This is a genomic window from Paracoccus aminovorans (assembly GCF_900005615.1).
Classification (GTDB): Bacteria; Pseudomonadota; Alphaproteobacteria; order Rhodobacterales; family Rhodobacteraceae; genus Paracoccus; species Paracoccus aminovorans.
In genome coordinates, this window is record NZ_LN832559.1 from 2,061,645 (window position 1) to 2,083,994 (window position 22,350).

General features: G+C 66.7%; 26 protein-coding genes and 1 tRNA gene. 16 read left to right on the top strand and 11 right to left on the bottom strand.

Features of this window, described 5'->3' with window-relative positions; all coding sequences use genetic code 11:
* The first annotated feature begins 67 nt into the window (after window positions 1–67).
* On the top strand, window positions 68–1,027 hold the full coding sequence (locus JCM7685_RS10265; protein ID WP_074967707.1) for an ABC transporter ATP-binding protein: 960 nt from the start codon (window positions 68–70) through the stop codon (window positions 1,025–1,027).
* Here the strand turns inward: JCM7685_RS10265 and JCM7685_RS10270 are convergent.
* The gene (locus JCM7685_RS10270; protein ID WP_074967705.1) at window positions 1,015–1,389 is read right to left on the bottom strand and encodes a histidine triad nucleotide-binding protein; all 375 of its coding nucleotides are present in this window, start codon (window positions 1,387–1,389) and stop codon (window positions 1,015–1,017) included. The two genes, JCM7685_RS10265 and JCM7685_RS10270, sit on opposite strands and share 13 nt — an antisense overlap.
* A gap of 12 nt (window positions 1,390–1,401) precedes the next feature.
* On the bottom strand, window positions 1,402–2,979 hold the full coding sequence (locus tag JCM7685_RS10275) for a DUF5928 domain-containing protein (RefSeq protein WP_074967703.1): 1,578 nt from the start codon (window positions 2,977–2,979) through the stop codon (window positions 1,402–1,404).
* A gap of 161 nt (window positions 2,980–3,140) precedes the next feature.
* On the opposite strand from JCM7685_RS10275, the gene JCM7685_RS10280 reads away from it, so the two are divergent.
* From JCM7685_RS10280 to JCM7685_RS10295, 4 genes are all read left to right on the top strand, one after another.
* Window positions 3,141–3,959 (top strand): sulfotransferase family protein, encoded by an 819-nt coding sequence (locus JCM7685_RS10280; RefSeq protein ID WP_074967701.1) that lies wholly within the window; start codon window positions 3,141–3,143, stop codon window positions 3,957–3,959.
* 315 nt (window positions 3,960–4,274) lie between these two features.
* Window positions 4,275–4,481, top strand: a complete 207-nt coding sequence (rpmF, locus tag JCM7685_RS10285; protein WP_074967699.1) for a 50S ribosomal protein L32 — start codon at window positions 4,275–4,277, stop codon at window positions 4,479–4,481.
* Between the two features lie 17 nt (window positions 4,482–4,498).
* Complete coding sequence (plsX, locus tag JCM7685_RS10290) at window positions 4,499–5,608, top strand: phosphate acyltransferase PlsX (RefSeq protein WP_074967697.1); 1,110 nt, start codon at window positions 4,499–4,501, stop codon at window positions 5,606–5,608.
* Window positions 5,608–6,579 (top strand): beta-ketoacyl-ACP synthase III, encoded by a 972-nt coding sequence (locus JCM7685_RS10295; protein WP_074967695.1) that lies wholly within the window; start codon window positions 5,608–5,610, stop codon window positions 6,577–6,579. The genes plsX and JCM7685_RS10295 overlap by 1 nt, the downstream gene beginning before the upstream one ends.
* 353 nt (window positions 6,580–6,932) lie before the next feature.
* Here JCM7685_RS10295 and JCM7685_RS10300 read toward each other — a convergent pair whose 3' ends face one another.
* Window positions 6,933–7,208 carry a DksA/TraR family C4-type zinc finger protein gene (locus JCM7685_RS10300; protein ID WP_074967693.1) on the bottom strand — a complete coding sequence of 92 codons (276 nt, stop codon included), beginning with the start codon at window positions 7,206–7,208 and terminating at the stop codon, window positions 6,933–6,935.
* Between the two features lie 211 nt (window positions 7,209–7,419).
* Here JCM7685_RS10300 and ihfA point away from each other — a divergent pair, with 211 nt between their 5' ends.
* The 4 genes from ihfA to JCM7685_RS10320 all read left to right on the top strand — a co-directional run bounded on the left by ihfA (window position 7,420) and on the right by JCM7685_RS10320 (window position 9,628).
* Window positions 7,420–7,731, top strand: a complete 312-nt coding sequence (gene ihfA / locus JCM7685_RS10305) for an integration host factor subunit alpha (protein WP_074967691.1) — start codon at window positions 7,420–7,422, stop codon at window positions 7,729–7,731.
* Complete coding sequence (locus tag JCM7685_RS10310; RefSeq protein ID WP_074967689.1) at window positions 7,728–8,303, top strand: MerR family transcriptional regulator; 576 nt, start codon at window positions 7,728–7,730, stop codon at window positions 8,301–8,303. The genes ihfA and JCM7685_RS10310 overlap by 4 nt, the downstream gene beginning before the upstream one ends.
* Before the next feature lie 122 nt (window positions 8,304–8,425).
* Window positions 8,426–8,503, top strand: a tRNA-Pro gene (locus JCM7685_RS10315).
* Between the two features lie 60 nt (window positions 8,504–8,563).
* Window positions 8,564–9,628, top strand: coding sequence for a 2'-deoxycytidine 5'-triphosphate deaminase (locus JCM7685_RS10320; RefSeq protein WP_074967687.1), 1,065 nt, complete (start codon window positions 8,564–8,566; stop codon window positions 9,626–9,628).
* 248 nt (window positions 9,629–9,876) lie between these two features.
* Here the strand turns inward: JCM7685_RS10320 and JCM7685_RS19870 are convergent, their stop codons facing one another.
* Window positions 9,877–10,392, bottom strand: a complete 516-nt coding sequence (locus JCM7685_RS19870; protein WP_074967685.1) for a helix-turn-helix domain-containing protein — start codon at window positions 10,390–10,392, stop codon at window positions 9,877–9,879.
* A gap of 172 nt (window positions 10,393–10,564) precedes the next feature.
* Between JCM7685_RS19870 and JCM7685_RS10330 the strand changes: the two genes are divergently transcribed.
* Window positions 10,565–11,869: a DNA-binding domain-containing protein gene (locus JCM7685_RS10330; protein ID WP_083412717.1), complete on the top strand. Its 1,305-nt coding sequence runs from the start codon at window positions 10,565–10,567 to the stop codon at window positions 11,867–11,869.
* Here the strand turns inward: JCM7685_RS10330 and JCM7685_RS10335 are convergent.
* Window positions 11,850–12,782 (bottom strand): IS5 family transposase, encoded by a 933-nt coding sequence (locus JCM7685_RS10335; protein ID WP_100526042.1) that lies wholly within the window; start codon window positions 12,780–12,782, stop codon window positions 11,850–11,852. The two genes, JCM7685_RS10330 and JCM7685_RS10335, sit on opposite strands and share 20 nt — an antisense overlap.
* A gap of 58 nt (window positions 12,783–12,840) precedes the next feature.
* Between JCM7685_RS10335 and JCM7685_RS10340 the strand changes: the two genes are divergently transcribed.
* The 6 genes from JCM7685_RS10340 to JCM7685_RS10365 all read left to right on the top strand — a co-directional run bounded on the left by JCM7685_RS10340 (window position 12,841) and on the right by JCM7685_RS10365 (window position 16,426).
* Complete coding sequence (locus tag JCM7685_RS10340) at window positions 12,841–13,698, top strand: Mu-like prophage major head subunit gpT family protein (RefSeq protein ID WP_231964617.1); 858 nt, start codon at window positions 12,841–12,843, stop codon at window positions 13,696–13,698.
* 18 nt (window positions 13,699–13,716) lie between these two features.
* Window positions 13,717–14,151, top strand: coding sequence for a hypothetical protein (locus JCM7685_RS10345; RefSeq protein ID WP_074971287.1), 435 nt, complete (start codon window positions 13,717–13,719; stop codon window positions 14,149–14,151).
* The gene (locus JCM7685_RS10350) at window positions 14,148–15,185 is read left to right on the top strand and encodes a phage protease (RefSeq protein ID WP_074971289.1); all 1,038 of its coding nucleotides are present in this window, start codon (window positions 14,148–14,150) and stop codon (window positions 15,183–15,185) included. Before JCM7685_RS10345 ends, JCM7685_RS10350 begins: the two co-directional genes overlap by 4 nt.
* Window positions 15,186–15,311: 126 nt before the next feature.
* Entirely contained in the window at window positions 15,312–15,557 is a 246-nt protein-coding gene (locus JCM7685_RS10355) for a hypothetical protein (protein WP_074971291.1), read from the top strand.
* Window positions 15,554–15,952, top strand: coding sequence for a helix-turn-helix domain-containing protein (locus tag JCM7685_RS10360; RefSeq protein WP_197701050.1), 399 nt, complete (start codon window positions 15,554–15,556; stop codon window positions 15,950–15,952). The genes JCM7685_RS10355 and JCM7685_RS10360 overlap by 4 nt, the downstream gene beginning before the upstream one ends.
* 3 nt (window positions 15,953–15,955) lie before the next feature.
* On the top strand, window positions 15,956–16,426 hold the full coding sequence (locus JCM7685_RS10365) for a phage virion morphogenesis protein (RefSeq protein WP_100526026.1): 471 nt from the start codon (window positions 15,956–15,958) through the stop codon (window positions 16,424–16,426).
* A gap of 139 nt (window positions 16,427–16,565) precedes the next feature.
* Here JCM7685_RS10365 and JCM7685_RS10370 read toward each other — a convergent pair whose 3' ends face one another.
* The 6 genes from JCM7685_RS10370 to argS all read right to left on the bottom strand — a co-directional run bounded on the left by JCM7685_RS10370 (window position 16,566) and on the right by argS (window position 22,231).
* Window positions 16,566–16,760 carry a hypothetical protein gene (locus JCM7685_RS10370; protein WP_074966296.1) on the bottom strand — a complete coding sequence of 65 codons (195 nt, stop codon included), beginning with the start codon at window positions 16,758–16,760 and terminating at the stop codon, window positions 16,566–16,568.
* 17 nt (window positions 16,761–16,777) lie between these two features.
* The gene (scpB, locus tag JCM7685_RS10375) at window positions 16,778–17,437 is read right to left on the bottom strand and encodes an SMC-Scp complex subunit ScpB (RefSeq protein WP_074966297.1); all 660 of its coding nucleotides are present in this window, start codon (window positions 17,435–17,437) and stop codon (window positions 16,778–16,780) included.
* A complete protein-coding gene (locus JCM7685_RS10380; RefSeq protein WP_083412565.1) occupies window positions 17,434–18,261 on the bottom strand; it encodes a segregation and condensation protein A in 828 nt (275 codons plus the stop codon). The genes scpB and JCM7685_RS10380 overlap by 4 nt, the downstream gene beginning before the upstream one ends.
* Window positions 18,262–18,300: 39 nt before the next feature.
* Window positions 18,301–19,287, bottom strand: coding sequence for a beta-N-acetylhexosaminidase (gene nagZ, locus JCM7685_RS10385; RefSeq protein WP_074966298.1), 987 nt, complete (start codon window positions 19,285–19,287; stop codon window positions 18,301–18,303).
* Window positions 19,287–20,417: an SPOR domain-containing protein gene (locus tag JCM7685_RS10390; RefSeq protein WP_083412566.1), complete on the bottom strand. Its 1,131-nt coding sequence runs from the start codon at window positions 20,415–20,417 to the stop codon at window positions 19,287–19,289. Before JCM7685_RS10390 ends, nagZ begins: the two co-directional genes overlap by 1 nt.
* 68 nt (window positions 20,418–20,485) lie before the next feature.
* Window positions 20,486–22,231 (bottom strand): arginine--tRNA ligase, encoded by a 1,746-nt coding sequence (argS, locus tag JCM7685_RS10395; protein WP_074966390.1) that lies wholly within the window; start codon window positions 22,229–22,231, stop codon window positions 20,486–20,488.
* Window positions 22,232–22,350 lie beyond the last annotated feature (119 nt).

Here is a 22,350-nt window from a genome sequence, read left to right on the forward strand (position 1 = left end):
CGGTTCCTTGAGCTCTGACGACAAACGGGGTTAAACCGGCGGCGATCATAATGAACGCGAAGAGCCGATGCCAGCCCCTGCAAGCAGCCCGAACGCCATCGAAATCAGCGGCCTGACCAAGACCTATGCCGCCGCCGGCAAGGCGCCGGCGAAACAGGCGCTCAAGGGGCTGGACCTGGCGATTCCCGCCGGATCGATCTTCGGCCTGCTGGGCCCCAACGGCGCCGGCAAGTCGACCACAATCAACATCCTGGCCGGGCTGGTGCGCAAGACCGCGGGCCGGGTGACGATCTGGGGATTCGACCAGGACGTGAACCCGCGCCAGTCGCGCGCCGCCATCGGCGTCATGCCGCAGGAGTTGAACATCGACCCCTTCCTGACCCCGCGCGCCAGCCTGGAAGTGCAGGCCGGGCTCTATGGCGTGCCGAAGCGCCAGCGCTGGACCGACGAGCTGCTGGCGCTGGTCGGGCTGACCGACCAGGCGGAAAGCTATTCGCGCCACCTGTCGGGCGGCATGAAGCGGCGGCTGCTGCTGGCCAAGGCGCTGGTGCACCGGCCGCAGATCCTGGTGCTGGACGAACCGACGGCGGGCGTCGACATCCAGCTGCGCGAGATGCTGTGGCGCAACGTGCGGCGACTCAACGACCAGGGCATGACCATCATCCTGACCACGCATTACCTGCAAGAGGCCGAAGAGATGTGCGACCGCATCGCCATCATCGACCGTGGCGAGCTGATCCTGTGCGAGGAAACCGCGACCCTGCTCGGCCGGGCCGATTCCAAGACGCTGGTGGTCGATACCGGCGAGGGCCGCGCCCTGCCCGACCTGCCCGAGGGCGTGCGCGCCGAGCGGCGCCAGGACGGCCGGCTTGCGCTCAGCTATGCGCCCTCGCGCCTGCCGGCGGACCGGCTGATCGACGCCCTGCGCGCCGCCGGCCTGCCCATCCGCGACGTGGCGGTCGAGGCGCCGGACCTCGAAGACGTCTTCGTCCAGCTGACCTCGCGCCCGCCGTCTCAGCCCGGCTGAACCATCCGGCCCATCGGCCGGCCGCCCAGGATGTGCATGTGGAAATGCGGCACTTCCTGCACGCCATGCGCGCCGGCATTGGTGATGGCGCGGAACCCGTCCCCGCCCTCCAGCGCCACGCCCAGGTCACGCGTCACCCGGGCGACGGCGCGGTGGAAATCCACGATCTCGGCCTCCGAGGCATTCGCCGCGAAATCGTCGTAGCTGACATAGGCGCCCTTGGGGATCGCCAGCACATGCACCGGCGCCTGCGGGCGGATGTCGCGAAAGACCAGCGTATGCTCGGTCTCCAGCACGGTGTCGTTCGGGATCTCGCCGCGCAGGATGCGGGCGAAGATGTTCTGCGGGTCATAGGCGGGCATCGGCGGGTCTCCTCAATCGCTGAACAGATGTTCGGTCGCGGCCAGTTTCAGCGCGGTATCGGGCAGCACGTCAAGGAAACGCGCCAGCTGCGCGGCATTCTCCTCGGTCGCGCGCCAGGGGGCGATGGCCTGGAATCCGGGAAAGTCCATGTCGCGCAGCCGCTCGGCCTCGTGTTCCAGGTCGGCGCGCACGGTGGGCAGCAGCCGCTCGACCACCTCGGGCGCGGTCTGCGCCCCGGCCAGGCCGACCCGGGCGATATGCCCGCGCAGATAGTCGTCGTCGAATTGCGAATCGACCAGCAGCAGCCGGGTGTCGGCCTTGTCGGACATCAGGTCCTGGATCAGGTGCAGCGCCGAGGGGTCCAGGCAGATCACCAGCTGGTTCGACTGGAAATGCTCGAACAGCAGCCGGATCAGGGCGCGGCGATGGCGGTCGCGCTTTTCCAGCGTGGTCTCGACGCCGCCCAGGTCGGGCAGATGCGCCTGCTGCTCGTTGAACAGGAAATCGACGGCCGGAATCGTGCTGTGCCGGCGGATGGCGGCGGTCAGCCGCTTGGCCACATGCCATTTCTTCGACACCACCAGCAGCAGCGAATTGGCCCGGCCGAGGCTGCCCTCGGTCTCCCAGAAGCGCTGGCCGAAGCGGCGCCCGACCCGGCCCTGCCCGGTCAGGAAGCGGAAGAGGCCGGTCGCCTCGTTCGAGATCGGGAAATGCACCCCCGAGGCGGCCCAGAGCGCGCCCAGCCGCTCGCGCAGCCGGATCGCCTCGGGGCTGATCTTGCGCGCGAACAGGTAGTTCTGCCCCATCAACAGGTCGTAGTGATCGTTATAGAAGGTGACGGGCATGCCGTAGTCGGTGAAGACCAGATAGGTCAGCGTCCGGGTGCGGATCTCCTTGCGGGGCACGACATGGGGGACGATGGTCTGGAAGAAGGTCTCGTCCGGGATCCAGGTGGTGGCGAAAAAGCGCAGCACGTCGGGCCGGGTGGCGCAGAACTCCAGCACCTTCTCGACGGTCTGGCGCCGCAGGCACCACCATTGCGAACCGATCATGACCTGGATGTCGGCGGGAATCCGCCGCGTCAGGCCGAATCGCTTCTGAAGGTCGTAGCTGGTGTAGAACAGCCACTTCCGCGTGCGCTCGTTGAACCAGTGCCGATAGATCAGCCGCTCTTCCTTGAACCCGGTCTTGATCCAGTCGGATTCGAAGAAGTCGAAGCTTTCGATATAGTCGCAGTCCTCGGCGTCCAGGAAGGCATGGGCGTATTCGGCGGACTTGATCGGCATGCAATCGCCGGACAACATGTAGAAATGCGTCGCCTGCGGAAAGGCCTCGACGGCCGAGCGCACCGCCTCCAGCGTGGCGCCGACCAGCGACCACTCGCCCCAGCCGCATTTCCAGCGCCGCCGCACGAAGACCACCGAAGGATTTCCGGCCAGGGCGGTGCGGATCAGGTCGAAGTCCCTGGGGTTGGCGCGGCCGTCGAAATGAATCGAAACGTAATCGCCCGAGGCGGTCAGCCGCTTCGCCTGCGCGATGACCCCTTTGGGGTCCTTGTGGCAGAGCAGAATGAAGGCAATTCGCGCCATCCGTTGTCCCGTCCCCTTCGGTTCGTGCCTCGAACGCTCTACAGCAGGTTGAATCTCTGCCGCCGATTTGCTTTGTGTCCTTACCGATTTTGGCCGGGTGGGCAACCCGGGCACACCGTCCGGCAGAGCCGGGCGCAGAAATTTGAAGGGGATGAACAGGAATGGGTTTTCCAGGAACTTGGATGACCGAAAGCGAAAGCATGGTCTATCGCGTGGTCCCGAAATGCGCCTGCTCGTCGATCGGGCAGATCATGTTCTATTCGGACCATGGCCGCTATTTCGATGGCGACATCCATGATTCCACCGGCGGGCTGCACAAATGGAACCAGGAGCCCAGCCAGCCGCTGATCGAGGAGAACGTCAAGTCCCACAAGGCGCTGACCTTCACCTGCGTGCGCAACCCCTATGCCCGCATCCTGTCGTCCTTTTTCGACAAGATCGCCGGCATCCAGCGGAACGGCAAGCGCTATCGCGGCAATCTGGTACCGCAGTTGATCCAGCGTTACGGCGTCGACGTCGGCAGCCCGGAAAACGACTTCCAGTTCGACCAGATCGCCAGCTTCCGCCGCTTCCTGCTGTTCGCGCGCGACACCATCCGCTGGCGCCGGCCGATGGAGCCGGACATCCACTGGTCGGCGATGTCGGGCCATATCTCGACCTTCATCGTGAACGGCGGCCGCTACGACCAGATCTTCTTCACCGAGAAGTTCAACGAGGGCATGCAGAAGGTGCTGGATGCCGCGCCGACCCCGGTGAAGCTGGACGTGAACGACGTGCCGAAATTCAACGAATCGGAGGGCCACGGCCCCAAGCGCGCCCATAAGGTCAGCGAATATTTCGATGACCTGTCGCGGCACCTGGTCTGGGAAATCTACAAGAAGGACTTCCAGCTCTTCAAATACGACTTCCACGACCCCGACAACAAATACCCCCGCGGCGAGGTCGATCTCGACGAGGTCCACGCCAAGCTGGGCCGCTGAACCCTTGGCGCCGGCCCGACGCAGGGCCGGCGCTTCCTTCCTTCCGTTTTCCCAAGACCCGCCGCAGACGGCGTCGCGACGCGACGCTTTTCCGCCGCCGCGACGCAGTTTCCCCCTTGCGAAACGCGGCGAACCGGCTATTTTCCCGGCCTCATTCGACCGGCGGGGATGACCCGGGCCGTTGCCCCCGAAAGCGCAGGACTTGTTTCGCGCCTTGCGGTTGACGCGCTCTTGGCCTATGCCCGCCCCCAGAACCGAAATCAGAATCCGGGGCCGCCCAGGCGGGTTGCCCCCCGAACCACTTGAGGTTGAGACATGGCCGTCCCTCAGAACCGAGTTACCCGGTCCCGCCGCAACATGCGCCGTTCGCATGATGCGCTCGTCGCCGGTAACCCGAACGAATGCACCAACTGCGGCGAGCTGAAGCGCCCGCACCACGTCTGCCCCTCCTGCGGCCATTACGCCGACCGCGAGGTCGTGGCGCAGGCCAATGACGTCGATCTGGACGAAGACGCGGCCTGAGCGGACTGACCGCAGATATGGTCTCGGCGGATCCCACGGCCCCGCCGCGCAACCCGCACAGCGGGGGCGTGGTGATCTCGGTTGACGCGATGGGCGGCGACCGCGGCCCTGCCGTGGTGGTCGCCGGCATCGCAGAAAGCGCCGAGAAGAATCCAGACATCCGCTTCATCGTCCACGGCCCCGGCGCCGAGCTGGAGCGGCTGATCGGCCGTCGTCCCGGCCTGGCTGCGCGTTGCGACATCCGCGATGCCGCCAATGTGGTCACCATGGGCGACAAGCCCAGCCAGGTGCTGCGCAAGGCCGAAGGCACCTCGATGTGGTCCACGCTGGAATCGGTGCGCCAGGGCGAGGCCATGGCCGCCGTCTCCTGCGGCAATACCGGCGCGCTGATGGCGATGTCGATGATCCGGCTGCGCAAGCTGCCCGGGGTCAACCGGCCGGCCATCGCCTGCCTCTGGCCCTCGCGCAACCCGCAGGGCTTCAACGTCATGCTGGACGTGGGCGCCGACATCCGCGCCGATGCGCAGGACCTGCTGGCCTATGCGCTGATGGGCGCCGCCTATGCCCGCAACGGCCTGGGCCTGGCCCGGCCGCGTGTCGGGCTGCTGAACGTCGGCACCGAGGAACACAAGGGCCGCCCCGAACTGAAGCAAGCGCATGAGCTGATGCCGGCCTCGGCCCAGGCGGCGAATTTCGACTATGTCGGCTTCGTCGAGGGCGGGGACCTGCCCTCGGATCATGTGGACGTGATCGTCACCGACGGCTTCACCGGCAATGTGGCGCTGAAGACCGGCGAGGGCACGGCCAAGCTGGTCGGCGATTTCATGCGCGACGCTTTCAGCAAGTCGATCCTGTCGAAATTCGCGGCGCTGCTGGCGATGGGCTCGCTGAAGCGGCTGCAAAAGCGCATCGACCCGCGCCGCGTCAACGGCGGCGTCTTCCTGGGCCTGAACGGAACCGTGGTGAAATCGCACGGCTCGGCCGATGCGACCGGGGTGTCGGCGGCGATCAAGCTGGCCTTCCAACTGGCGCAATCCGGCTTCCAGGACCGGCTGGCGGCCCGCCTCGCCCAGATCCATGCCGGCGCCGAGACCGATGGCGCCACGCCAACCGAGGGAGCGTCCTGATGCGGCGAGCGATCGTCCGGGGAACCGGCCACTACCTGCCCGAGCGGGTGGTCGAGAACAGCTGGTTCGAGGACAAGCTGGACACCACCGACGAATGGATCCGCGCCCGCACGGGAATCGAGCGGCGCCATTTCGCGGCCGAGGGCCAGCGCACCAGCGACCTCGGCACCCGCGCCGCCCAGGCGGCGCTGGCGAAGGCCGGGCTGACCCCGGCCGACGTCGACGCGGTGATCGTCGCCACCTCGACCCCCGACCTGACCTTTCCCTCGGTCGCGACCATGGTGCAGGCCGGGCTGGGCATGACGCGCGGTTTCGCCTACGACATCCAGGCGGTCTGCGCCGGCTTCGTCTTTGCGCTCGCCAATGCCGATGCGATGATCCGCGCCGGCCTCGCCGAGCGCGTGCTGGTGATCGGCGCCGAGACCTTCAGCCGCATCATGGACTGGACCGACCGCGGCACCTGCGTGCTGTTCGGCGACGGCGCCGGCGCCGTGGTGCTGGAAGCGGCCGAAGGCGCCGGCACCGCGCAGGACCGCGGCATCCTCGCCACCGACCTGAACAGCGACGGACAATATCGCGAGCTGCTCTATGTCGATGGCGGCGTCGCTTCGACCGGCACCGCCGGGCATCTGCGCATGCAGGGCAACCTGGTCTTCCGCCACGCGGTCGAAAAACTGGCCGAGACCGCGCATCACGCGCTCGCCAAGGCCGGCATCGCCGCCGATCAGGTCGATTGGCTGGTGCCCCACCAGGCCAACCTGCGCATTATCGAGGCCACCGCCAAGCGCATGCATTTGCCGATGGAAAAGGTGGTGCTGACCGTCGCCGATCACGGCAACACCTCCGCCGCCTCGATCCCGCTGGCCCTGTCGGTCGCGGATTCCCAAGGCCGCTTCAAGCCCGGCGACGTGCTGGTGGCCGAGGCGATCGGCGGCGGCCTGGCCTGGGGCGCGGCCGTGCTGCGCTGGTAAAGCACCAAGCGACAGAGGGTCGAGAAAGTGGAAACGGCGGGTCTAGGCCCGCCGCTTCGCTGTTCATCCGGCCGTTCCGGTCAGCCGGCCCTGCTGGCCGCCGCCCTGTCGTCCAGCACGCCCGCCGCTCCCTTCAGCTTCTGCCGCTCCTCGATCAGGGCCCGCTTCAACTTGCGCTTCCACTTGCTGGTCATCTCATGCCTCCCATGATGCCGGCAGCAAATCCGCTGCGCCACGACCCCACCCTAACACAAGGCGCGTCATTTTTCACGACAAAACAGGTAGATTTTATCGTCACGCGAAAAGCAGCGAATCGTCCAGCCTGCGGCACCTCGGAAAAGCGCCTCAACCTGTTATTTCAATTGGGAATCCTTGGAGCCGCGCCGATTTATCCCACCGGTGGGGCGCCGGGTCTTGTCTCGGCCGGACTGGCAGTCGACGCACAGCCGAACCCCGGGAATCGCCTGCCGGCGCGCTTCGGGAATGGGCTCGTCGCATTCGTCGCAAAAGGCGGCGCTTTCGCCCACGGCACGGTTGGCGTTGCGCAACCGCATGCGCTCGATCGCTTCCTGCGTCGAGATGTCGATCTGCTCGTTCACCGCTTCGTCGCGCGCCCAGCCGCCCGCCATGACCTTTCGCTCCGCTTGTGCCTTCACTGCCAAGATAGGGTGCAATCCGTCGCGATCCAAGACCGCCTGCGGGTGCAATGCGCGGCATTTCGCTGGTAACACGCGAATAACGCGAAACAAAATCGCGGATTTACGGAACGGAATCGGGCCGCGGTTGTTGACTCGGCGCCCTAAAGAAATCATCCTGCGCAGCATTCATGAGGTTTCCGAGATGAGCGACTCTACCCTGACCCGCATGGACCTGGCCGAAGCCGTGTTCCGTGAGGTGGGCCTCTCCCGTCACGAATCGGCCCAACTCGTCGAAAGCGTGCTCGGCCATATCTCGGACGCGCTGGTGCGCGGCGAGCAGGTCAAGATCTCGTCCTTCGGCACCTTCTCGGTGCGCGACAAGAACGAGCGCGTCGGCCGCAACCCCAAGACCGGCGAGGAAGTGCCGATCACCCCGCGCCGGGTGCTGTCCTTCCGCCCCTCGCATCTGATGAAGGATCGCGTGGCCGCCGGGAACAGGCGCAAGGGAAGATGAGCAAATCGCCCGACGCCTTCCGCTCGATCGGAGAGGTCTCGCGCCTCGTGGGCGTCGCGCCGCATGTGCTCCGCTACTGGGAATCGCAATTCCCGCAGCTTGCTCCGGTCAAGCGCGCAGACGGGCGGCGCTACTATCGCCCCGATGACGTGCGGCTGGTGGCCGGGCTGTGCCAGGTCATGCGCGAGGAAGGGCTCAGCATCCGCGGTGCCCGCCGGCTGATCGCCGACGACCGCGGCGCCGGCCTGCGCGAGATCGGGGCTGCGCGGCTGGGCGAAACCTTGGGCGGCAGCGCAGTCCAGCCCGCGCCGGCCGTGCGCTTGGCGGTGCCCGCCGTGACCGCCCACCCCGCCGGACATCCCCCAGCGCCCGCGAACGCAAAACCCCCGCGCCGAGCCCCCAAGCCGCCCGGCGCGCTGCCGCTTTTCGACGGTATCGGCCCCGCAGCGGCGCCGGGCTGGCTCGCCCGGCTGGTCGCCGCCGCCGCCGCCCTGCGCCGCCGCGAATTGCAGGGGGGCGCCCTGCCCGTCGAGACCCAAGAGCTTTGCGCGACCCTGCGCGCATCGCGCTGAAGCATGGCCGTCCGGTTCATCGGCCCAGGCGGCAGGCTATCCACAACAATCGAATTTCCCGGCCAGATTTCTGCGCTTGGCCTCTTGTGCCGGCAGCGCGCTTCGCTCTATATGCCCCTCGTCGGGCCGTGGCGCAGCCTGGTTAGCGCGTCCGTCTGGGGGGCGGAAGGCCGAGAGTTCGAATCTCTCCGGCCCGACCATTCCGAAAACGCCCATCCCTTCGCGGGGGTGGGCGTTTCCTTTTGCCGAAAGGGTTTTCCGTGAACGGTGTCCTGCCCGATTCCCGCCTGCGCCAGCTGATCGAGGCCGGTGCCATCCGCGCCGAAAGCCCGATCCTGCCCGAACAGATCCAGCCCGCCAGCCTCGACCTGCGGCTGGGCGCGACGGCTTGGCGGCTGCGCGCCTCGTTCCTGGCCGGTCAGGGCCGCAAGGTCAGCGACCGGCTGGCGGATTTCGAGATGCACCGCATGGACCTGACCGACGGCGCCGTGCTGGAAAAGGGCTGCGTCTACCTGGTGCCGCTGATGGAGCGGCTGACGCTGCCCCACGGCCTCGACGCCGTCGCCAATGCGAAAAGCTCGACCGGCCGGCTCGACCTGCTGACCCGCCTCGTCACCGACGAGGGCACCGAATTCGACCGCCTGCCGCCCGGCTACGACGGCCCGATCTACGCCGAGATCTGCCCGCGCAGCTTCTCGGTCCTGGTCCGGCCCGGCATGCGCCTGAACCAACTGCGCTTGCGCCAAGGCCAAGCGGTGCTTTCGGACGCCGAGCTGCAAGACCTCCACACCCGCGAGCCGCTGGTCAGCGGCCGGGCGCTGATCGACGATGGCTTGGGCTTCTCGGTCGACCTCCGCCCCAAGACCGGTGACCTGGTCGGCTACCGCGCCCGCCCGCACAGCGGCGTCATCGACCTCGACCGCATCGGCGCCTATCGCGCCCGCGATTTCTGGGACGAGCTTCACACCAGCGATGGCCAGCTGATTCTCGACCCCGGCGCCTTCTACATCCTGGTCAGCCGCGAGGCGGTGGCGATCCCGCCCGATTACGCCGCCGAAATGGCGCCCTATCTCGCCATGGTCGGCGAATTCCGGGTCCATTACGCCGGCTTCTTCGACCCCGGCTTCGGCCACGGCGCCGGCCATGGCGCGCGCGGCGTGCTCGAGGTCCGCTGCCACGAGGCCCCCTTCGCCCTGGAGCACGGCCAGACCGTCGGTCGCCTGGTCTATGAACGCATGGCTGCCCGCCCCGACCGGCTCTACGGCAGCGGCATCGCGTCGAACTACCAGGGCCAGGGGCTGAAGCTCGCCAAGCAATTCGCCTGACCCGGCTTTCTTTTGTGCCGAAATATCCCGGGGGAGTCCCGCAGGGACGGGGGTGACGGGTGTCAAAAGGTTTGAGACTCGGCGATTTTTCGGGCGTGTGAAATCAATGGGTTACAGGGGCGAGTGTCAAAAGGTTTGAGCTTTTCGGCACGAAATTTGCCATTTTCGCGGAAGCGCGAAAATTCTGGCGGCGAAAAATCAATGGGTTAGCGGATAAGGTGTGCGCATTTTTGCGCACACCGCACACCTTAAGACGAAAGGATTCTTGAGGCTTTATCCTGCGTAATTTCGACCAGCCGTTCCGTGCGACTTTGCTTCCAAAGCTCCAGGTCTTCTCTGGTCACACCGCGCTCAAGTAAGCGTCGGGCCTCTTCCATCGCTCGCTCGCCGATTTCGGCAGCCCATACATCGACGGAAAGACCCAACAGCTCCTCATTCTCATAGATCCCAGGGTATTGTTTCGAGAGCCGCCCCATCACCGCCTCAAAAATCGTGAGGCTAGCGGCGGTGGCAGACCTGTTGACGAGGAGTTCTGTGGGTGCACCTGAAGGGCCGCCTACACCAAACACCAGCCAATCCAGAGACACACCCAGCCCCTTTGACAGGGAGGAAAGCGCCTCTAAACCGGGCAAACTCGCCCCTTCGCGAGCCATGTACTTGTCAAGAGTTCGCTTGGGTATGCCCGTCCGGTAAGCCATCTCACTCACAGTCCAGCCCTTGGAGTCCCGCAAATGGCGTAGCCGAGTGCTGATATCCAACTCCATGCGTTGCTCCTCTTGGCGTTGCGCATAATTTGCGCATATCGTTACCCAAATTGGGCGCAAATAGCATGACCAAGATAGCAGACAACGCTCGGAAGGCGTTGATCGGAAAGTGGCAGGGTGCCAAAGCCGAGCAGTTGCGACGGAAAATCCAGATTGCTGCCGGGTTGGTGAAATGACCAGCATACCCGTTAGGAAGTTGCTCGGAGTTGCGGGAGTTCCCACGCACAGAAGCTCGGCTTCCCGTTGGTTCGATGTTCGCGAAATACCCACGCAGATCATAAGGGGAAATGGTGGTGATACCGAGGTCGTCGCTCTCTCCGACCTTCCCGCCGATGTTCGCCGTACCTACGAGCTTCGCGAGATCGAGGCGGCAGGCCTTCCCGCTGGCGTATACGATGATGCGGCGCATGAGCGCTTTGCTGGGGCTACGCCCGCCATGCAAGCCATTGCCCTGCGCAAGGCGGAAATTGCCCGGTTCCTGGTGAAGGCCGGAGCGGGCACCGCGTTCGGCCTTTCGGCCAGTCTGGCGCAGGCGGTGCGGCAACAGTTCGGGGCAGAAGGCACCGACCGCATGACCCTGCGGCGCATCCTTCGCACTGTCGAGGGTGTCGACCCTGTCAATTTCGCGCCGGCCCTGATGCCCGACTTTTCGCGCGGCGGACGACCGCAAGACAAGGTTTCGACCGAGGCATGGTCCTTCTTCATGACCACGATCCGCGATGCCGGGCCGCAATTCCCGCTCAAGCAGGCGTGGCGCGACGTCCGGGACGTGGCGCGCAAGCGGGGCTGGCAATGGCCGGCCTACAGGACCGTTCTTCGGCGCTGGGATGATCTGCCCGAGGCGCAGAAGCTGGTCGCGCGCTTCGGCCGCGACGCAGCGACAAGCCGCCTGACCATGCCGATCAAGCGGGACAAGACCACGCTCAAATCCTTGGAAGTCGTGTCGCTGGATGGGCGGACACAGGATTTCTGGGTGGATTTCGGCGACGGCAAGCCGGTGCGGCCGGTGATGCTGGCGCTGGTCGATACCGCCTCGAACTTCGTCCTGGGATACGAGATTGCGCAGTCGGAAAACGCGGTGGCGACGGCACGGCTGATCCGCAAGGTCTGCCAGGAGCATGGTATCTTCGACCGGCTCTATACGGACAACGGCTCGGCCTTTGCCGGGCATCTGGTGGCCGGTGGTGCCAAGTTCAAATGGCGGGGCAAGGGCCGAGGCCAACCCGGCGTGAAGCCACTGGGCGTTTGCTTCCACCTCGGGATCGATCTGACATTTGCGATTCCGAAGAACACGCGGGCGAAGATAGCGAAACGGACCTTTGCCGCCCTGTCGCGCGTGATCGACGACCGGCCGGAATTCAAGGGCGCCCACGCCGGCCATGCGCCTGGTGCCGTCCCCGGCCGACTCTGTTGCACCAAAGAGTTGATGGCCGGATTTCCCCCTTCCCCGGACAGATCTATCCCACGGCCTCTGTGACGGGGATGCCAAGCGCGGTGTAACGGTTCAGAATAGCGATACGGACCTGAAGCTCGGCGACCTGTCGGTCAAAGTCCCGTGCCATGAGGCGCTGACCCAGCAGTTTCACACAGTGCATCTTCGTCTCGACGCGGCTTCGGGGGTGGTATCCACTCCATCGTCGCCAGAGGGCACGACCGAGGTATTTCGATGCCCGCAGAGCCTCGTTTCGTGCGCCCGCGCCGGCGGCGACTGTCTTCCAGGGTTTGGCGTTCTTGCGGGGCGGAATGACAGCGTCGGCGCCGCGGTCAGCGATGGCATCGTGGCATTTGCGGGTGTCGTAGGCGCCGTCTGCTGTGACGCGGCCGATCTGCTCGTGCGCCGGGATCTGTTTGAGCAGGTCGGGTAACACCGGCGCATCGCCGATGTGGCTCCCTGTGATCTCCACCGCCCGAACCTCCAGCGTTTCCTCATCAATCCCCAGATGGATCTTGCGCCAGACGCGCCGTTTCGGGCCGCCATGCTTGCGGGCGTGCCACTCGCCTTCGCCCTCGACCTTGATGCCAGTGCTGTCGATCAGCAGGTGCAGCGGCCCCTTGGACCCGCGATACGGTATGTTCACAGCCAGGGTCTTCTGGCGACGGGACAGGGTGCTGAAGTCAGGCACCGTCCAGTCGAGACCAACCAACTGCAGCAGGCTCTCGACGAAACCAGTCGTCTGCCTGAGCGCCATGCCGAAGAGCACCTTCATCGAAAGACACGTCTGAATGGCGGCATCGCTGTAGGTCTGCTGGCGGCCACGCCTGCCTGTCGGCGCGGCATCCCAGCTCATCTCGGGGTCGAACCAGATCGTCAGCGAACCCCGGCGCTTGAGCGCTTCATTGTAGGCTGGCCAGTTCCGGGTTCTGTATGTCGGGGATGCGGGTCGGCTCATGCAGACCAGCTACCGTACGGGTTTCATCAGATGAATCCATGACAGGATTTGTGCAACAGTGCCGGTCAAGACCGTCTATTCCGAAGCCTATCTTGAGGCGCCGTCGCATAGCGATAAAATCGCCATGACGGTTCCCAGCGCCAGCCGCGACGAAACCTATGGCTGGCTCGGCATGTTCCCGAAACTGCGGGAATGGATCGGCCAGCGGCAGGTGAACAGCCTCAAGGCGCATGGGTTCACCATCACCAACCGCAGCTTCGAGAGCACGGTTTCCGTCAAGCGCGTCGACGTCGCGGATGATCGCCTTGGCGTCTTCAAGCCCTTCGTGTCGGAAATGGGTAGGACGGCGAAGCAGCATCCCGACGAACTGATTTTTGAATTGCTGAAATCCGGGTTCAATTCGGCCGGTTTCGACGGCAAGAACTTCTTTGCCGCCAATCACCCTGTCGAGATCGACGGCAAGGTGACCAACTTCAGCAACATCCAGACCGGCACCGCACCGGCATGGTTCCTGCTTGATACCAGCCGCGCCATTCGTCCGATCATTTTTCAGAAGCGCGAGGATTACGAGTTTCAGTCGCTTGACGACTCGAACTCGAAACACGTCTTCATGAACGACGAATATCTCTATGGTGTTCGGGCGCGCGTGAATGCCGGGTTCGGCCTGTGGCAGCTGGGCTTCGGCTCGAAGGCCGAGCTGAACTCTGGGAACTATGCCGCAGCACGGGCGGCAATGATGAACTTCAAGAGCGACGGCGGCCGAATTCTGGGGATTACCCCCACGGTGCTGGTGGTGCCGCCGCAGTTGGAAAGCGCCGCGCTCCATCTGCTGAACACCGAAATCATGGTCGGCGGCGGTTCCAATCCCTGGAAGGACACCGCCGAACTGATCGTCACGCCCTATGTCGCCGACTGATCCGGGAAAGGAAAGATCATGGTTGCCTTGACTTCTGACCGAAACACCCCGGAGCGCGTCGGCGATCTGCGCGCCGGCCTTGCGGCCGCCAACGTCCGCATCTTTGCCGGCGCGCTCATCATGCGGACAGCCGATGGGCATCTGGCGCCGGGCGCCACCGCGACCGGAGCGGTCGGTGCCGGCCGCGCTGACATTGCCGCCGACAATACCGGCGGCGCGGCGGGCGCCATCTCTGTGGACTGGCGCAAGGGCATCTTCCGCTTCAACAACCCGGCCGCCGCCGATCTGATTACCCTGGCCGATATCGGCAGGCCTTGTTTCATCGTCGATGACAACACCGTGGCACGGACCAATGGCAGCGCCACCCGCTCGCCCCCCGGGGTGGTCGAGGACGTCGATGCCATTGGCGTCTGGGTCCGCCTGGATGAAGCTCTGACGCGGGCGCTGGCATGAACGATCCCATCGAATTCGCCGTTGACCTGGCGCTGACCGCCGAAGGCCAAGCCCCCGAATGGGTGCACCTCTTGCCGCTCGGGCGTTTCGCGGCCCGCGACGGGCGGGTGTTCGACAACTCGGACCCCGAGGCACTGATTGCCACCTTCGGCGCACGGGCGGTCGATCTGCCGATCGACTATGAGCACCAGAACGACCGGCCCGAGGCCCGCCTGAACGGCCCGGTGCCCGCCGCCGGCTGGGTCAAGGAACTGATGCGCCGCGCGGATGGCATCTGGGGCCGCGTCGAATGGACCGCGCGCGCCCGCGAGATGATCGCCAACCGGGAATATCGCTATCTCAGCCCGGCGATCAAATACCTCAAGGCCGGCGGGAAGGTCACGATGATCAAGGGCGCGGGGCTGGTGCATTCGCCTGCGTTGCACCTGACTGCGCTTGCCGAGGAAAGCCAGGACGATAACCGGCCGAGCATCGCCGCCCAGGTCGTGGCCGAAGCTCTGGGGCTCGCGCCCGATGCCAGCGAAGCCGACATTCTGGACCTGCTGCAACGCTTGCGCGACATGCTCGGCCGAGTGACGGGGGCCAAAGGCGCCGTCGCGCAGCTGGCCGAGCTGGACGTGATCGCGCGCGGCCTCGGGCAGGAGAACCGGATGCCGCGCTATGCGGAGGGTGAACCCGACCCGGCCCGCTTCGTGCCGGCCGAGACGCTGCAAGCGGTCCTGACCGAGCGCAATGAGGCACAGGCCGTGTTACGCGAACAGAACGCAAAAACGCGGGTCGATGACGCTTTCGCGCGGGGCTATCTCTCGCCCGCCATGCGCGACTGGGCGATGGCCCTCTGCATGTCGGATCAGCCGAGCTTCGATCTGTTCATCGAGAAGTCGATCCCGCCGTTCGTTTATCTGTTCAAACCCGTTATCACATCGGCCATGCCGCCCGGCTTCGCGCAACATGGCGGCGCGGCGATCCGTTCGGCCGAGGAAATCGCCATTTGTGAGCAACTCGGCCTCAAGCCCGGATCGCTTCTGGATTGACCGGATCGGGCCGTGACGGGCGGCCCGTGCCTTCGGCGGTGTGCCTGATGCGCCGCCGAAACCCTGCGCTCCGGTCGCGCCCCCTCCTGGGTGGCCGGAGCGCAGATCCACCGCGAAAGAACCGACATGACGCAAAACGCCAGTTCAACGCCTGATGAAGCCCTGTTGCAGCATGTGGCGGCGCATCGTCCGGGCCGGCCCGGAAAGATCGCCCTGGACCCGGAATTGCGCGCCTTCATCGAAGCGCGACTTTCGCACATGACCTTTGCCGAGATCGAGGCTGCGGTGGCGGCGCAGTTCCCGCCCGACCGCCGCACCAGCCTCAGCGCAATCCATCGCTGGTGGCAGCGAATGCAGCGGGACAAGACGTGAACCCGGACAACCGCCCGCCGCCGCCGCACCCCACGGCGCAGGTCGCGCCTTTCGTCCAGGTTCTTGGGCTTGAAGATGCGATTCGCTTCATCCTCGCCTTCGGTGGCGCCGAGCTTTACATCGGCAAGAACCCTCGCGACACCAACGAGCTGGTGCAGATGTTCGGGCGCGAGTCTGTCGAGGCGCTGGCGAGCCTCGCCACGCTGCCCCGTCGTATTCCCCTGGCGAAGCCATGGCTTGCCGCCCATTTCCATGCGCAGGGTCTGTCCATCGCCCAGATCGCCTGCAAGCTGCACATCTCCGATATCTCGGTCCGCACCTATCTGCGCCGCGAGGCCGAGAACCGCGAGCGACTGCGCGCTGATGCGGAGCGCCGCGCCAGAAAGAGGACGTGAAGCATGATTGAAGTCGAGTTCAACGATGCGGTTATCCGTCGTGCGTTTAAGGAGATAGAGGGCGTTTACCGACACTTCAGGCCTGATGAACGACCTTGGCGATTCGCTGCTTGCCTCAACGACAAAGCGATTCAAGGCTGGCGTGACGCCGGAGGAACCGCTTTCGCGCTGCGGTCGCCCGTGACGCTTGGGCACTACGACAAGGCAGGCGAGCACTACGGTAAGAAGCCGCTGTGGCGTCATGGTGACCTTTACGGCAAGATCCACATGCAGGCCGAAATGGACGCCGCGACGATTGGGTCAAACGCCATTCAGGCGGCGATGATGCAATTCGGCGGCCGCAAGGCCGAGCATCCGAACCTCTGGGGTGACATTCCCGCCCGGCCCTTCATCGGCCTGTCAGACGAAGATCGCAGCGACGTGTTGGAAATCATCGACGAGTGTTTGCAGCGCGCTGCGGGCTCGCCCGGGTAGTGCCGCAGCCACATTCGCAACATCTCCCGGACTATTGTTTGTAATCGGTTATTGTCAGCTATTCCCACGAAAAACAGGCTCAAACCTTTTGACACCGTAGATCAGAGGTTTTGACACATGACAGGGGGCAGCGCCCCCGCTACCGCATCCGCCGCGTGATCCGCGCCGCCTGACGCGCCCGCTTCACCGCCTCCCGCGCCGCCTTCTCGCGGCTTCTCTGCTGCGGGGTCTGCCGCTCGCCGGGTTTCGGCGCGTTCATCCGGCGAATGCCCCAGTTCAGCAGGCGATTCGAAACCATCCGCGTCAGCATGGTGACAAGCTGGTTCATGTTCATGGCGCTATGCCTTGCTTTCATTCATCTTCGAACAGGTCGCCGGGCAGGGCCTCGGGCTCGTCCGCATCGGCATCCTCGTCCCGGAACAGCGTTGGCGCAAGTGGGCCCACAGGCCGCGATTCCAGCAGCCCGGCCGCGCGCAGCTCGGCCAGCCCCGGCAGGTCGCGGGCGCTTTCCAGCCCGAAATGGTCCAGAAACGTCTCGGTCACCACGAAGGTCACCGGCCGGCCCGGGGTCTGCCGGCGGCGGCCGATGCGGACCCATTCCAGCTCGATCAACTGGTCCAGCGTGCCCTTGCTGACGGCAACGCCGCGAATCTCCTCGATCTCGGCGCGGGTGACGGGCTGGTGATAGGCGATGATCGCCAGGGTCTCGGTCGCGGCGCGCGACAGGCGCCGGCTCTCGACCATGCTGTCCTGCATCAGGAAACCCAGGTCGGCGGCGGTGCGAAAGGCCCAGGCCTCGCCCACCCGCACCAGTTCGACCCCCCGCCCCCGATAGCGTGCGCGCAGGCCCTGCAGAGCCTCGGCCGGGTCGCAGCCCGTCGGCAGTCGGGCGGCGATCTCCCGCAGACTCATGGGCTCGGCCGAGGCGAACAGCACCGCCTCGACCATGCGCTCCTGTTCCGGCAGCGGCGGCGGCGGAAAGCGCTGCGGGTCGGGGATCTCGTCGGTCATTCCGGACGCCTGCGGATGGTGATGGGCGCGAAGCTTCCGGCCTGGCTGATCTCCAGCCGCCCCTGCCGCGCCAGTTCCAGCGTGGCGGCAAAGGTGGCGGCAGTGGCCGACCGGCGGCGGCCAGGCTCCGCGTCCCAGCCCTCGGGCAGGAAGGTGGCAAGCGCGGTCCAGTCGCCGGCAAAGCCGATCAGCCCGCGCAGCCGGTCTAGCGCCTGCTCCATGGTGAAGATGTCGCGGCGGTCGAAGGCATAGGGTCGGAACTCGTCGCGGGTGCGCAACCGGGCATAGGCGCGCATCAGGTCGATCAGCCCGGCCTGCCAGGCGACCTGGCGCTGCCGCGTCACCACCTCGGGCGCGCCGCGGGCAAAGCGGTCCTGCCCCAGCCGGTGGCGGGCCATCAGGCTGGCCGCGGCCTCGCGCATCGCCTGCAACCGTTCAAGCTGGAAGGCCAGATGCGCGGCCATGTCCTCGGCGCTCGGCCCCTCGGCCTCGGGATCGGGCGGCAGCAGCAGGCGCGATTTCAGGAAGGCGAGCCAGGCCGCCATGACCAGGTAATCCGCCGCCAGCTCGATGCGCAGCGCCCGGGCCTGATCGACGAAGGCCAGATACTGGTCGGCCAGCTCCAGCACCGAAATCCGCATCAGGTCCACCTTCTGCGTGCGCGACAGCGTCAGCAGCAGGTCCAGCGGCCCCTCGAAGCCCGAGACATCGACGACCAGCACCTCCTCGGCCCGGCGCTCGGCCACGGGCTGCGGCTCCAGCCCCGGCAGCGGCAGCGGCGGGGCCGGATCAGGCACCGGCGTCAGATAGGGAACCCTGGTCATGCGGGCAGAATCGGCGATGGCGCGGGGCTAGTCAACCGATCAGGCCGCAAGCCCGCCAAGCGCCGCCAGTTCGGCGCGCAGCCCGGCGATGTCGCGGTCGGCCGGCGCCCGGCGCAGCGCCAGCGCCGCCCGGCCGCGGTCCTCGGCCCGGGGCGTCATCGGGCCGGCGGCGGCGACGATGGCTTCCATCTGCGGCAGGGTCTCGTTGCAGGACAGCACCAGGTCGCAGCCGGCGGCGATGCTGGCCGCGGCACGCTCGGCCAGGCTGCCCGAGAGCGCCTGCATGCCGATGTCGTCGGACATCAGCAGCCCGTCGAAGCCGATGCGCTCGCGGATCAGCGCGATGACCGGGGCCGAGGCGGTGGCCGGCGCCTGGTCGATGGCGGTAAAGCGGATATGCGCGGTCATCGCCATCGGCAGGTCCGAGAGCGCCCGGAAGGGGGCGAAATCGCCGGCCTCCAAGTCCGCCAGCGACGCCTCCACCACCGGCAGGTCCTTGTGGCTGTCCACCTGCGCCCGGCCATGGCCCGGCATGTGCTTGATCACCGGCAGCACCCCCGCCGCCAGCATGGCATCGGCCGCCGCCCGGCCCAGCCGGGTGACCGTGGCGGCATCCGTGCCCAGGCAGCGGTTGCGCAGAAACGGGTGGGTCTCGGGACGGGCGATGTCCAGCACCGGGGCGCAATCGGCGTCGATGCCGACCGCGCGCAGCTCTTGCGCCAGCAGGTGATGGTGCAGCCAGACCGCGCGCTCGCCGCGTCCGGCCTGGTCCAGCGGCGCCGGCCAGTCGGTCCAATGCGGCGCGCGCATGCGCTGGACGCGGCCGCCCTCCTGGTCGATCAGCACCGGCGCGTCGCGACCGACCGCCTCGCGCAGATCGGCGGTCAGCCGACGCAGGCGGTCCGGCGTCTCGACATTGCGCCCGAACAGGATGAAGCCCCAAGGGTCGGCGTCGCGGAAGAAATCGCGCTCGGCCCGGCTCAGGTCCGGGCCGGCGATGCCGCCGAGAATGGTGGCCGAGGGCATTACTTCGCCGTGGCCGGGATGCAATCCACCCCTTCGGCGATCAGCGCGGCGCAGAAGCGACGGGCCTCGTCCTTCGAGGCGAAGCCGCTGGCGCGCAGCCGCCAGAAGCTGCGGCCATTCGCCTTGTGCTCCTGCACGACCATGCCCTTGCCGGCGAAAAGCGCGCCGAACTTGCCCGAGACGCGATTCCATTCGCCGCGCGCCAGCTTGTCGCTGTCGAAGGCGCCGATCTGCACCAGCGAGGCGCCCGAGGCGACCTTGGCGGGTTCCGGCGCGGGCGCAGGCGCCGGCGTCGCCTCGGGACGCGCCTCGACGGCCGCAGATGCCGCAGGCGCCGGGGCGGCGTCGCTGGCGACGGTCTGGGCCGCGGCGACGCGGCGCGGACGCGGCGCGGGGCGCGGCGATTGCGCGATGGCGCCCGGGTCGGCCGCGGCCTCGGCCAGGGCATTGCTGATCGCGACGTCGCGGGTTTCGTTCCCGGCCAAGTCGGTCACCGCCTCGTTCACCGGCGCCTCAGTGGCGGGCGCGTCCGAGATCACGGCATTCGCGACCGCATCCGGTTCCTCGCTGGATTCGCCGTCGGGCCGAGCGATGACGCGGGGCGTGTCGTCGATCAGCGGCAGTTCGACCTCATGCGAGGGCGTCTGCGCCACGGCGCCAAGCGCGCCCATGGCCACGTCCTGGGCATCCAGCGGCGTGGCGCCGGGGGCGATGGCCACGCGATCGACGCGGCCGGGCTCGGCGCCGGCGGCGACCGAGTTCACGGCCAGGCCGGTACGGTCGGTCAACTCGCCGCCGGGATCGTCGGGCGCGGTGCGGGCCTCGCCCTCGACCGCGCGGATCACCGGCACGCCGGAAACGTCGCGCACCACCAGCTTGAAGCCCCAGACCGCCAGGATCACGATCAGCCCGACCGAGACCAGCGCGCCCAGGTAATGCGTCAGCCGCGAGAGCCGGCCCACGAACGAGGGCGATTCGGCCAGCGGCGCGGCATGGGCGTCGTCATATTGCTGGTCGTCCCAGGCCTCTTCGGTCCAGTCCTGGTCCTGGCCATAGGGATATTCATGCGCCAGCCGCTGCGGCTGCGACCCGTCAAACCCGCCCGAGGAGCGGAAATCTACCACCGTCATTCCTGCCTGCCTGCCGGTTGCTCCGACGCTGCTCGTTTATCTGCTCGATCCCCGGCGGGGCGCCTTTGTCAGCGCATTTCCTTGGCCGGAGTCACCCCCAAGATACCAAGACCGGCCGAAATGACAACGCCGACGGCACGGGCCAGCGCGATTTTCGCCGCCGTGGCCCCGGAATCGCCCTCCTGCACGAAGCGCAGGGCGGGTTCGTCATTGCCGCGGTTCCAGAGCGAATGCAGCTCCGAGGCGATATCGTAAAGGAAGAAGGCCACCCGATGCGGTTCGTGCGCGCGGGCGGCGATCTCCAGCATGCGTGGCCATTCTGCAACTTTCCGCGCCAGATCCAGCTCGGCCGGATGCGACAGCAGCGACAGATCGGCCGCCGCCAGCGCCGCGTCCGAGGTGTCGACGCCCATGGAGGCCGCCCGATTCAGCACCGAATTCACCCGCGCGCTGGCATATTGCACGTACCAGACCGGGTTGTCCTTGGACTGTTCCAGCACCCGCGCAAAGTCGAAATCCAGCGCCGCGTCGTTCTTGCGCGTCAGCATGTGAAAGCGGGTCACGTCCGGGCCAGCCTGCTCGACCACGTCGCGCAGGGTGACGAAGGTGCCGGCGCGCTTGGACATCTTGAAGGGCTCGCCGTTCTTGAACAGCTTGACCAGCTGAATCAGCTTGACGTCCAGCGGCACGCGGCCGTTGGACAACGCCGAGACGGCCGCCGTCATACGCTTGACATAGCCGCCGTGGTCGGCGCCGAAGACGTCGATCAGCTCGTCGAAGCCGCGGTCGATCTTGTCCCAGTGATAGGCGATGTCGGGGGCGAAATAGGTCCAGCTGCCGTCCGATTTCTTTACCGGCCGGTCCACGTCGTCGCCATGCGCGGTCGAGCGGAACAGCGTCTGTTCGCGCGGCTCCCAATCGTCCGGGGTCTTGCCCTTGGGCGGCTCCAGCACGCCCTCGTAGATCAGCCCGGCCCGGCGCAGCCGGTCGATGGCGGCCTCGATCCGGCCGGTGCCATAAAGCGCCTTCTCGCTGGAAAAGACGTCCATATGCACGTTGAGCAGCGCGAGGTCCTGGCGGATCATGCCCATCATCGCCTCGGTGGCGAATTCGCGCACCTCGGCCAGCCAGTCGTCCTCGGGGCGGTCGAGCAGGCTGTCGCCGTATTTCGCCTTCAAGGCCTCGCCCACCGGGATCAGGTAGTCGCCGGGATAAAGCCCCTCGCGGATCTCGGGCTCCAGCCCGTTGGCCTCGCGGTAGCGTTCATAGGCGGAACGCGCCAGCACATCGACCTGGGCGCCGCCGTCGTTGATATAGTATTCGCGGGTGACCTCGTGGCCGGAAAAGGCCAGCAGCGCCGCCAGCGCGTCGCCGAAGACCGCGCCGCGGGCATGGCCGACATGCATCGGCCCGGTCGGGTTGGCGCTGACGAACTCCACGTTGACCTTGCGGCCCCGGCCGATGCCGGACCGGCCGTAATCCGCGCCCTCGGTCAGGGCGGCCCGGACCACGCCCTGCCACTCGCCGGGGGCCAGCCGCAGGTTCAGAAAGCCCGGCCCCGCCACCTCGGCCGAGAGAATGCGCGGATCGGCCGCCAGACGGGCGGCCAGGGTCTCGGCGATGTCGCGGGGTTTCTTGCCGGCGGGCTTGGACAGCACCATCGCCGCATTGGTCGCCATGTCGCCATGTGCGGCGTCCCGCGGCGGCTCGACCGTCACATTGGCGGTGTCGAGTCCCGCGGGCAGCTCGCCCGCCCGTTCCATCTGCGCCAGCGCATCCAGCACCAGCGCGCGAATATCCGAGAAAAGGTTCATGGCTTCCATCCGTGTGATCGCTGCGGGATAGCCCCTGCCCCATGGGGCCGTCAACCGGGGCTCAGGGGCCCGCAAACCGGCGATGTCGCACGAAAAGCCGGCATCAGATTGACGCAGCC